The sequence below is a fragment of the Thermodesulfovibrionales bacterium genome (assembly GCA_035622735.1).
Taxonomy (GTDB): domain Bacteria; phylum Nitrospirota; class Thermodesulfovibrionia; order Thermodesulfovibrionales; family UBA9159; genus DASPUT01.
This window is the reverse complement of the sequence record DASPUT010000252.1, coordinates 1-10,270: the sequence shown is the minus strand read 5'-3', so window position 1 is coordinate 10,270 and position 10,270 is coordinate 1. Positions and strand designations below refer to the sequence as shown.

General features: G+C 50.7%; 11 protein-coding genes and 1 riboswitch. Of the genes, 4 read left to right on the top strand and 7 right to left on the bottom strand.

Translation table 11 applies throughout. The annotated features are described in order from the left end of the window. Positions 1 to 659 precede the first annotated feature (659 nt). Positions 660 to 740, top strand: a riboswitch (cyclic di-GMP riboswitch). A gap of 118 nt (positions 741 to 858) precedes the next feature. Continuing rightward, positions 859 to 1,281 (top strand): MerR family transcriptional regulator, encoded by a 423-nt coding sequence (locus VEI96_13120; GenBank protein ID HXX58935.1) that lies wholly within the window; start codon positions 859 to 861, stop codon positions 1,279 to 1,281. On the opposite strand, the gene VEI96_13115 is transcribed toward VEI96_13120, so the two are convergent. Then, entirely contained in the window at positions 1,233 to 1,511 is a 279-nt protein-coding gene (locus VEI96_13115) for a hypothetical protein (GenBank protein HXX58934.1), read from the bottom strand. The two genes, VEI96_13120 and VEI96_13115, sit on opposite strands and share 49 nt — an antisense overlap. Before the next feature lie 275 nt (positions 1,512 to 1,786). Here VEI96_13115 and VEI96_13110 point away from each other — a divergent pair, with 275 nt between their 5' ends. Further along, complete coding sequence (locus VEI96_13110) at positions 1,787 to 2,224, top strand: hypothetical protein (GenBank protein ID HXX58933.1); 438 nt, start codon at positions 1,787 to 1,789, stop codon at positions 2,222 to 2,224. Between the two features lie 88 nt (positions 2,225 to 2,312). Here the strand turns inward: VEI96_13110 and VEI96_13105 are convergent, their stop codons facing one another. After that, positions 2,313 to 2,726 carry an ester cyclase gene (locus tag VEI96_13105; GenBank protein ID HXX58932.1) on the bottom strand — a complete coding sequence of 138 codons (414 nt, stop codon included), beginning with the start codon at positions 2,724 to 2,726 and terminating at the stop codon, positions 2,313 to 2,315. Positions 2,727 to 2,759: 33 nt separating this feature from the next. Continuing rightward, a complete protein-coding gene (locus tag VEI96_13100; GenBank protein ID HXX58931.1) occupies positions 2,760 to 3,764 on the bottom strand; it encodes a hypothetical protein in 1,005 nt (334 codons plus the stop codon). A gap of 121 nt (positions 3,765 to 3,885) precedes the next feature. On the opposite strand from VEI96_13100, the gene VEI96_13095 reads away from it, so the two are divergent. Further along, positions 3,886 to 4,995 (top strand): hypothetical protein, encoded by a 1,110-nt coding sequence (locus VEI96_13095; protein ID HXX58930.1) that lies wholly within the window; start codon positions 3,886 to 3,888, stop codon positions 4,993 to 4,995. Positions 4,996 to 5,244: 249 nt separating this feature from the next. After that, complete coding sequence (locus tag VEI96_13090; GenBank protein ID HXX58929.1) at positions 5,245 to 5,853, top strand: hypothetical protein; 609 nt, start codon at positions 5,245 to 5,247, stop codon at positions 5,851 to 5,853. A 27-nt stretch (positions 5,854 to 5,880) separates the two neighbouring features. On the opposite strand, the gene VEI96_13085 is transcribed toward VEI96_13090, so the two are convergent. The 4 genes from VEI96_13085 to VEI96_13070 form a co-directional block, all read right to left on the bottom strand. After that, positions 5,881 to 6,285 (bottom strand): PilZ domain-containing protein, encoded by a 405-nt coding sequence (locus VEI96_13085; protein HXX58928.1) that lies wholly within the window; start codon positions 6,283 to 6,285, stop codon positions 5,881 to 5,883. Positions 6,286 to 6,519: 234 nt separating this feature from the next. After that, positions 6,520 to 7,542, bottom strand: a complete 1,023-nt coding sequence (locus tag VEI96_13080; protein ID HXX58927.1) for a serine hydrolase — start codon at positions 7,540 to 7,542, stop codon at positions 6,520 to 6,522. A 377-nt stretch (positions 7,543 to 7,919) separates the two neighbouring features. Further along, the gene (locus VEI96_13075; protein ID HXX58926.1) at positions 7,920 to 9,032 is read right to left on the bottom strand and encodes an HD domain-containing phosphohydrolase; all 1,113 of its coding nucleotides are present in this window, start codon (positions 9,030 to 9,032) and stop codon (positions 7,920 to 7,922) included. Then, the coding region (locus VEI96_13070; protein HXX58925.1) for a HEAT repeat domain-containing protein at positions 9,033 to 10,270 on the bottom strand (1,238 nt) is incomplete at its 5' end. It lies immediately after the preceding gene.

Below are 10,270 nucleotides of genomic sequence, written 5' to 3'. Positions count from 1 at the left end.
GGATCTGCCTGTACGCCTGCATTATAGAGGGCGCCCTTACCCGTTGCTGAACTCAGGTCATGGGATGTCTGCTTGATCCCGGTTCCCGGGTTCAATCCGGCAAAAGCGAGAGAGGACACGAGAAGTATCCCGAGCGCTATCGCCAAAATTGTGATTATGCTATTTCTCATATTCCCTTTTCCTCCAATTTGTTTTGAGACTGTCAACGACAGCCCTCATCGCCCTTCCCGAAACCCCCGAATCGTGAAGGGCCAAAACTAATGGCAGACCGAGAATTCTATTAAAGCGTACCCGAATCGCCTCCTTTCTGTCGTTGATTTGAGCAAACGCTGTGCCAAAACAAGCCGCCTCGCAACATGCGGGATTCTCGAGAAAAGACCGGATTATTGCGTCGCCTGATTAACAAATTGTGTCATGAAGAGGACGGACATTGTCGGACTCGGGGCGGCGCTAATCGTCCCTGCGTCGGTGAGGTATGTGTGGTAAATAACGAACTCAATGCCGTACGACAATCGTTTCTCTACCGGCAGCCGGACGTCATGAAAGAGGGTACGCGAGAAAAAGATGAAGGAAATAAGGGACAGATGAAAACAGACAGAGGCGGAAGCTCGTGTTGACAAGACTGCTTTTCCTTGGTATAAGGATAATAGAGGATAGGCTCCCGATAAGACCAAACCCTCCGTGAGAAGGGGGCGGAAAGCGGCGGGTGCCGAAAGAGTCGGCATGGCCGAGCTGCCGAAGGATAAGCCTTTGGTTCGCTCGGTTTTTTATTTTTTGGATGAATGTTGTTCATCGGAAGCGGTGGCTTGCATGACGGTAAGGATAAAGCAAATCCTTCGGAATGAGGAGGCGGACCAGATGTTTACAAAACAACCATTACAAGGGCTGACCGAACAAGAGAAAAAGACTATGGCCTTATATCCCATCATGATCGCTTCGGAGTTTCTCGGTACCACGGAGCAGACGTTGCGCGTCTATGAGCATCACGGGCTCATCTCGCCTTCCCGGAGGGGCCGGCAGCGGTTTTATTCCGAGAACGATATTACGTGGCTTCAGTGCTTAAGGAACCTCATCCACATAAAGAAGATCAGCATTGCGGGTATCAAGAAACTTCTTGAATACGCGGCCTGCTGGGATATTATGGGTTGTTCCGAGGAGGTGAGAAAGAATTGTTCAGCCTTTAGAAGCCAAGGCAAGGCAGCTACGAAACCTGAAGACGATGACGGGCTCTATCAATCGGCGGCTGCCTTGCTTGAAACCGACGGACAACGGCGCACGTAACCGATGAAGGCGATTTTCTTTGAGATGACTGCATTCTTTTGGTAATACGCAAGTCTCAATTCGTCAACGTGATTATTGGCGTTTATCTTGAAGCTCGCCGAGACAGCCCGATACGGGCAATCCTCTTTTTTATTGGGGCACTGTTGCAGTGGTTGGAGCGCTAAGCTCTCTGCCGGAATCTCATGACCAGTGCCCTTCGCATCGACCGTCCTTCCAGAATTCTTAACCATCGGTTTTTCCTCCATCCTACGATCACTCTTGCAAATAATCTATCGAGACTGTTCGGTAAAGAGCCGAAGGCATATTTATAAAGAGCATTCTATATTAACTTGACACCGGCTCATTCGCATGCTAAAAGGGAAGTAAGCAGGGGTGAGTCCAGTCCATCAAGTCCAGACCCTTTCTGAAGGAGGCAGAAAGCGACGTGTTTTTTGAAGCAGGGGCTGAGAGGCCGAAGTATTCATGAATGAAGTTTGGCTGTTTCACATCTTTTAAGGAGGGGGCGATGCTCAAGAAATTTTTTCTCATAGTTCTGTTTCTCGCTTTCGCGATTGGTGCGGAGGCCGCGCCGTTCGCTTTCGGACCGTTCCCGTGCGCGAGCGGTGGCACAGTCATGCTGACGGGTGATTGGAACCAGGCGACCGGAGCTCTCACAGCGACTTTCACGAAGAGCGTCTGTCAGGAGGGGGGGCTTACAGCAAGCGGGCAAACGCAAGCCAGCGGGACCCTCATCCTTACAACACCTATTACCGGAAACATCAACATAACCTATTCGCTTACCGAGACTGACACTGACGGCAGCAACTCGAGGACGACCTCGTGCACCGGAGATTTTGCGGGCGCATTCAGCCTCGTGACTCTGGTCATCCAGGGGGGCGGAACAAAAACCTGCACGGATACGGGTACCACTTCTCTGCCAGATTTCGTTGTGATAGGGCCATAGGCAGTAGGATTACTCGATAGCCCGCGGGCATTCTATGCCCGCGGGCCCTTTCCCTTTATTCATGAAAAGAGAGCGCTTGAGACGACCCCTATTTGATCGCCCCGATCTGACGCATCAATTCCAGAAGGCTGAACTCGACCCAATGTTCCGAAATCTTTCCGTCACGCAGCCGATAAATGTGTATCTCCGTCCATCGCACCTGCTTGTTTGTCGGCTGCTCTCCCATCATCGGAGCAGAGTGTGTAGCTACTGCCGAACTCCTCTCGACCACCGTGTCTTCTGTAGCTATGAGATCCTCTTCGGTGACCACGACGTCAGGAAAGGCGATGTTCATCATGCGACCCATTTCCTTGAAACCTTCTAACCCGGCGCTCACCGGCAGCCTGAAGTGGTGCTGAAAATCAGCGGCGAACAAATGGCCGACTCTTTCGACGTTGTGCTCGTTTTTGAATATGCGAGTGAATTCCCGAATCACCGCCTTGTTTTGCTCTCTCTTGTCCATCGGTTGCTCCTTTCCATGGGCCCTGTGGCCCTGTCATAGCCCCGTAAGCTTTTCTTTCAACGTGAGTATCTCAAAGGCGATTGAACCCATGGATGCAAGGTGGGAGAGATGGCCCACATTCGCGTCGAGCACAGAATCGTTCCCGTTATCGGCGTAAAGGAAGGCGACGGTCTTTTCCCTGACAGTAAGAGGCAGTACCAATATATCCTCGGGCCTGCCTCCGAGGGCCTCTATCCAGGCGGTGTTTCCCGGTCTCTCCTGTAAGGGCCCCCTGTAATATTCCTGATGAGAAGCACCGGAACCACGATCAGCGTCCGCCAAAGGCTCTGCGGTCCGCGTCTTTTCCGCAAATATCGGCCATGCGTCTACATGAGTCTCACATCTCTCAATTTCTATGCCCGTCGCCTTCCAGAGCGATGCCTTGTCCCCTCGTCTGGTGAAAATGGCAACCCTCGCGGCGACCTGATGAGCTGACCGGAGGAGCAAATCCGCGATCTTATCTCCGGATTCAGCGTCTCGTAGCGCCATCTTCATGGTATCCGGTGAGGCGGTGACATCGATATCGGGGCTGAAGCGGTCAACTGCCCTGATATAACGGCGGTCGCTCCTGATCCCGTAGAGCCTTTCGAGTTCATAGAAGAGTCTCAGTTCGGAGATTACAAAGGGAACGAACCCCAAACCCGTCGCGAAGCTCAATTCGTCAATCCCTGCGTCGTTCGGATTGAGCACGGCTATCTGCAATCTCTTCCCCTGTCTCTCGAGCGGCAAAACCTTATATTTCTCTACGAGATCCTTCTTAATCGAATGCAGAATTTCATCGGATATCCCTGCTATCTTGCTCGATGTCGCGGCAGGGACTTTAAAATAATGGCTCAGGAAGTTGGTGAACTTCTCTTCGCTCACGAGCCGCAGCTCCAAGAGATTCGTTCCGAGCCTGCCGCCGAACTGGACCTGCCTCGCAAGGACGATGTTGAGTTGCTCCTGCGTGATAATGCCTTCGCTGACCAGGACCTCTCCGAGCTTCACGATTCTCAGCATATCGTCTCCGGGCGCTAAAGTCAATACGGTTCGGAGCGACGAGGGGCATAATAACTCATGACTGGCCTGGAGGTCGTCGCCATCCATCCGTTCCTGACCCCGGCACACCAGGCCTCCTCCGATGGCCAAGCGGCATGTCTTTCCTGCCAATGGTTCACGCTTCGTTGAAAGAATCAGACAAAAATGCTTAAATAAAACCCGAGACATGGACAGAAGGCAACTCATAGGGGAGATCGAAGGCCTGCGGGGATCGCGGGTAATCACCTACTTGACGAGCGACCGACAGGGTCCGTTTAACGCTCGGATTGCGATGGACGTGATACCGCTCGTAAGCAAGCAGCTCCGGATTATCGGACAAACAGAGAATATCGACTTGTTCCTCTACAGCGCGGGCGGGGACACCATGGTGCCGTGGCGACTCGTCTCGATGATCCGTGAGTATTGCGGAAAATTTGCCGTGCTTATTCCCTATAAGGCCCACAGTGCGGCAACGATGATCGCGCTCGGCGCGGATGAAATCGTGATGAGCAATCTCTCCGAGCTCTCGCCCATTGATCCTTCAACCGCTAATGTCTTCAACCCTTCTGATCCGACGAATCCGCAAAATAGGATTCCGATAAGCGTCGAAGACGTGATGGCGTATTTCGATCTCGCAAAGAACAAATTCGGAATTAAAGGCGATGAGGAGCTTTCGAGGATATTCACGAAATTCATTGAGTCGAACCCGCAAATCCATCCGCTCGCGCTCGGGAACGTGAATCGTATCCACAACCTCATACGCATTCTCGCGAAGCGGCTCCTGAAGAGCCACAAATCACAACTCAGGGAAGATGAGATTGTGAAGCTGGTCGATTATTTTACGGAAAAGCTCTATTCCCACCAGTATGTCGTGGGAAGGAAAGAGGCGGAGGAAGACCTCGGTATCAAAACAATCCTAAACGCGGATGCCGTCCTTTCGAAGGCGATGACGGACCTCTACGAGGAATACCATAAGGAATTGGAGTTTGGGAAGATATGGAATCCCGAAAATGAACTCGGGCTGAATGCGGTACAGAACATGAAGGATTACAAAATCGCCTTTGTCGAAAGCGGGTCATTGTCGAATCATTACGAGATTTCTGCTGAATATCGGAAACAGCACATGAACGTGGTGCAGCAGACACCGCAGGGCCCGGTTCAGGTCCCGCAGGAACAGGTCGGATTCAGGATCATTCGTCAAGGGTGGAAGTAGTCTGAGTTGGGCGCTCCCGATGGCGTCCGCCTTTCCTGATGTGTCAAGGGCACGTACCAGCATCAGCCATTGTGGCATCTTTCCCCGATGATTCCCCGTTTTTGTGATCGGTATCACATTAACCTTTTGAGAAGCCTGACAACATGTAATTACGGGGCCTTTTCTCATTCTCGGAGAGATTTTCGGTCAGAGGGGTATGGGGACCTATTATAGTAATCGACATGCAGGCGATTGGCCGGAGGAGGTTTCATGGAACTGAACGATAAGGAGGAGTTTATGCCCTGGAAATGTCCATCATGTGGTCGCCAGAATTACGGGACTTTCAACAACTGCGTTTGCGGGTACTTCAGCAACGACGTTGTTCTCACGAAACATGCACCCACGAGCCATCTGCGCGTTGCAGAGAAGGACGAACGGTATAACGATATACCATCGGATGACACAAGCGACGATCTGTCATCGTTACTGAAGCCGCGGGAGGATCCCGAGTTACCGGCGAGTAGACGACGCGATTCGGCGGACAATCCGCCTCAAGAGGAAGTGATAAAAGAGATCGACTCTTGGCTGTTCAGTTTTTCGAGCGCAGACGGATGCATATCCATCGGGACGCCGGCACTCCGGTCTTTCAAGTTAAAATTATCTCTCGGAGACCTCGAGGACTTGCTCGATTTTGCCTATCAAAAAACAGGCAATGAAAAGACGACGAGGAAGATAAGCCTCACGACAACGGACATCGTAGGGGTCATTGATAAGGTCGACAGAATGATCGAAGAGAAGAAATCGAAGGTCTTCCTCCAGTTCACCGGAGATGAACTCGAGGAAATTACGGACTTCATCAATCTGCAGTTGAGGGTGTGACAGCCACTCCTCGCATTATCGCATGAACTAATCCCTGCGGCGTTCCCCCTGCCGTTTTTGAACGGCGACGAGTTCTTCTATCTCCGCTTTTGCCTTAGGATCGAGATTGAGAAACCGTACCCCACAGTGGTAGAGATCCGGGGTCTTTCTCTCTGAGCGCACGACTTCTCCGTCTATATCTATTTTATGCTGGAGGACGAAGGAACACGCGATCTTGTCTCCCTCGACAAGGAGTTTATCCGTCTCGAAGAGGATTCCCGAAGTACTGATATTCTGCGCGACGGCGTAGAAGAAATCGTCCTGAAACACGCCATTGACGGAAACCTTAATGAGCGCCCTCAGGCTCCCTCTCCTCTCGGCCTTCTTGTCCGACAGGCTAATCTTTCCTGTCCCTGACGCCGACCGGCCCGAATGCCTGCCTTCGATTTTCATCGCCTTCCTCACCTGCTAATGCTCAATTCTTACAATATTAGGACGGCTTGTCAACATGAACTTTTGATATGGGGAGAATCTCTATCCGTGATGCGCCTCGGTGAGCTTTACGAAGTACCTACTCATTCGCGGAACGTTCCATCGAACTGACGAACCATTTTCTCATCGAGAGCCGATCAATAGTGACCCGCCGGTGATTCAGGCCGCCGTCCCGCGACAAGGATGATGAGAATTCTAAGGAAGGCCCTTCCGGTTATTAGGGCTCCAGAGGCGGTCGAGTTCTTCATAAATTACGCGGGACGTCTCTTTGATGCCGTCATCAAGGTATTCAAAGGAATCTCCCCGCGTCATGATGCATAAGAGGTACGGATGAGCGGGGTAGTAAATGATGCCGCAATCGTGGAGTTCTTTTCCCTGAGAAGTATTTTCCCATATGCGTTCACCGAACTTGTGAGCAACGGGTATCTTCGGTGGAACACCCTCGACGAGGCCCTGTCTGAACTCAATCTTGGTCAGCAGGTCCAGGGCCTTCTCGGACATCTCCCTGCTCAGGTAAGATGCATTGTAGAGGACACGAAGGAAGACGACATACTGGTCCACGGTCAAGGTGTAAGCATGTTCTTTGTAATATGCGGAGAAGGGATCGAGAAGTCCGAGCTCTTCGAAGGTCCGGCTGACGGCCGGTTTACCGACCTGCTCCACGATGAGAGACAGTGCGTCGTTGTCGGAATAGACGATCATCCGGTTCAACAATTCTTCCATGGTGTACGACTTCCCTGCCTCCAATTTCTTTGAAGGAGCGAAATAGGGGGACAGGTCGCTCAGTTCGGTCTTTCCGGAAAACCGTATCTTCACGCCGAGAAGGTGAGGGTCCCTCTCCGCCTGTTTCAGGACCGCCATGAGCACAGGGACCTTCATGAGGCTCGCGGGATAGTAGAAGACGACCGGGTTCACGCTGAACCATTTCCCGGAGTTGAGCCTGCGGAGATAAACCGATTCTTCGCCTAACCAATTTCTTTTTTTCTGATCCTCTATCGCTTTTCTTATCTTCCGCTCCAAAGGCTTGAGTTCGATATTTTCGTCCGAGTCTCTGGAACTCTCGCATTCAAGGAGCGGACTCACGTATCTGAAGCCCCCTTCGCGAACTTCGACATGCGAAAGGGACTCCGAATGGTGTTTAGCCAGGGTGTCCCGGAGGAAAAAGCCTAGGATTCCGCCGAGAAGAAAAACCGCCAGAGGCAAGTACCGCTTGATCATGATTTGCCGGATTGCATTCCCGATATTCTTTTCGATTCCCTTATTAAGTATATCAGTTCTCCAAAAATAATTTCGTCGGGAGTCGGTGAACTTGGAGCCGTAGGTGGGCATGAAATCGAAATCTTCGGCGGAACAATAAAATGGTCCTGCCAAACTGAGCTTGAGAAGGGGCCTTTGGGAATTATCCTGATATCTTTCTTGAACCAGATGAAGAGGTGGCGCTGGTCGCGGTCGCAGCACAAGACGGTTGACCGGAAACAGATTTTCTTAGCATTAACAAGCGAGAGTGGCGGAACTGGCAGAAGCCGACTTGGCGAGTGCCTTTGATTCTCCCCAATTTAGATCCAAGGCGTTAATTCTGGTCTGCGCAGTATGCATTAGGTCGGTAGCGCTTCATGCAACCTGCGCATAAAATTCTGCAAGAGGACCGGATTGAAGGCAGCGCTGTCCTTCTTCATGATGAGAAGGACTTCTTGTGTGTGCAAGTCCTTTCGATAAGGTCTCACGCTTCGCAACGCATCAAACACGTCCGAGATCGTAACGATCTCGCTGCAGATGTGTTCGTCAATACTCATTGTGCGAAGCGGGGGATATCCTCTGCCATCTTTTCTGAAGTGATGCTGGAATGCCACTACCGTCGCAAGATGGGGAAGGCCCTCTATGGGATACAGGTATTTTGCCCCATGTAAGGGATGGCGTTTTATCTCTTCCCACTCCTTTTCGTCAAGGGGGCCCCTCTTCTCGAGCGGGTCGCCGGATATAAACAATTTGCCCACGTCATGAAGAAGCCCCGCGATTCCGACATCACACAACACTGACTTTTCCTTCATCCCCAAGCCTTCCATCTGGAATATCGACAGTGCGGACACATTTGTCGCGTGTATATACGTATATTCCTCGCGGGACTTGGCGTCGCTCAGTAGTTGAAGGATGTTCATGCGCTTTTTAAAGGCGACGACAAAATTCTTCATCATGTCATAGAGCAACGGCATATCGGGTTTCCTGGCCTGCGAGAAGTCATTATAGATATTCCTTGCCGTTTGAACCTGCCTCGATACGAAACTTGAGATATCATCACTGTCGAAATCGGCATACTCTTTATATTCATCGACTTCGACATCAAGAACACCCGTTTTTATGTGAGGAAACTGAGGCATGTCCTTATCAATTTCGACCAATTCGCTCACAAATTGTTTTAATTCATCGACAGTGACGGCAGGCAGGAATTTTACATAGGAGACCCGTTTTCTCTTGAGCCTGTTCATCAGCTTGCTATCCTGCAATCCGGTTGCGGCAAAAGGCATTTCGTTAATGATAAGCTTATTTTCCACATGCATAATATCGAGGCGTCCCGCCTCTCGCAGAAGAATGTCCAACACCTTGGCAGCCCTCCTCGTGAACTCATCGACAGAGGGATGGTTCTTCGAGTACAAGGAGCAATTCGAAATGGCGGTGGTGATCGTTACTAGGAAGGTCATGATATTTTCCATTTATTTTCCCCTCATTTTTCTGAGCCGCAGGGATTCCTCACTAATGAATTTGTTCCTGGACTGCGCCCCTTTGAGGGCAATGGCCTTAATCTCCTCGTAAGGAAAATTCTTCAATGCTTTGTATACTTCTTCCTTCATCCTTTGCACGTCTTTCTTAAAGAAGAGACTTTTCGCGGACAGGATATCCCGAAAGAGACCGAGGCAATTCTGGTCCCCGATATTTCCGAGAGCCTGAATAATCAAAAGCTTTAAGCTCAAATCCGTCTTTATCGCTCCTTCTCTCCGGTACAGTTTTATGAGATCAGGTATCGCCTCGGTTACTCTGAAAATGCCGACGAGCGTTGTGGCCTGTTCCAGTTCTTCCCTGGAACCTGATTGCAGATATTGCCTGAGCATCTCGTGCCCGCTCGGGTCCTGAAAACCTAAGAGGCACTTTATCGCATCCCATCTTACTTTCTCGTTTTCGTGGCTGCAATAAGGCCTTACGTAAGGTATGATCTCCCTGCTCTTGCATCCGACGAGGAGAGAGAGCATATTCCTTTTCACAAACCATCTTGCATCATCAAGTTCCTTTAATGCATAGGGGACGATTGCTTCACCGAATTGTTTCAGGAATCCCATGAGTAAACTCCTGAAGGCCTTTGTGTCTTCCTCCACGAGGGCGGAGAGAAGGAACGGGATGATTATCTCACCGTAAAATTCACAGAGCGTCCACGCTTCTTCTCTCACCTGTCTTCCCATTATCTTCAGAGAATCGATAAAGCCGAGCAAAAACTCCCGAGTATAATAGGTCTTTAGTGCTTCTGACGTTATCTCGCCAAACCTGTTGTTTTCGAGATTCATCCGCAGGAGCTTGAGAATCTGGAGGATTTGCCCGTACTGTCCCGTTGACAGGTACTGCAGTGACTGCTCTTGAAGGGTCGCGATGAACCGACGGTATTCTTCTTCGGAGATGATATCCGAGGTCATGAGTTCGAAAATGATGAGATAATACATTTTGTCGACAGAGTCGTCGTCGCAATCTTTTTTTAACGCCGAGACAGGGATGATGACCCTTTCCGCACCGTCAAACCTCGAAAGCTTCTGGATTTCTCTCTGATATTCATCGCTCGCTCCGGTCTCAAAGGGATCAAAGGCGGCCTTTTCCAACTCGCTCTTGGAAAGGATGTTCAGCGTATGGGATGGAAGGAAGACATCATCTACAAAGGAACTCCCCCTGAGATTGAGAGGGTCGCTGT

Bases quoted from the DNA above. Each gene is read 5' to 3' on its own strand.
- VEI96_13090 (HXX58929.1), top strand. From the start codon at position 5,245: ATGGAACTGAACGATAAGGAGGAGTTTATGCCCTGGAAATGTCCATCA.
- VEI96_13110 (HXX58933.1), top strand. From the start codon at position 1,787: ATGCTCAAGAAATTTTTTCTCATAGTTCTGTTTCTCGCTTTCGCGATT.
- VEI96_13075 (HXX58926.1), bottom strand. From the start codon at position 9,032: ATGGAAAATATCATGACCTTCCTAGTAACGATCACCACCGCCATTTCG.
- VEI96_13100 (HXX58931.1), bottom strand. From the start codon at position 3,764: ATGCTGAGAATCGTGAAGCTCGGAGAGGTCCTGGTCAGCGAAGGCATT.
- VEI96_13080 (HXX58927.1), bottom strand. From the start codon at position 7,542: ATGATCAAGCGGTACTTGCCTCTGGCGGTTTTTCTTCTCGGCGGAATC.
- VEI96_13115 (HXX58934.1), bottom strand. From the start codon at position 1,511: ATGGTTAAGAATTCTGGAAGGACGGTCGATGCGAAGGGCACTGGTCAT.
- VEI96_13105 (HXX58932.1), bottom strand. From the start codon at position 2,726: ATGGACAAGAGAGAGCAAAACAAGGCGGTGATTCGGGAATTCACTCGC.
- VEI96_13095 (HXX58930.1), top strand. From the start codon at position 3,886: ATGGCCAAGCGGCATGTCTTTCCTGCCAATGGTTCACGCTTCGTTGAA.
- VEI96_13085 (HXX58928.1), bottom strand. From the start codon at position 6,285: ATGAAAATCGAAGGCAGGCATTCGGGCCGGTCGGCGTCAGGGACAGGA.
- VEI96_13120 (HXX58935.1), top strand. From the start codon at position 859: ATGTTTACAAAACAACCATTACAAGGGCTGACCGAACAAGAGAAAAAG.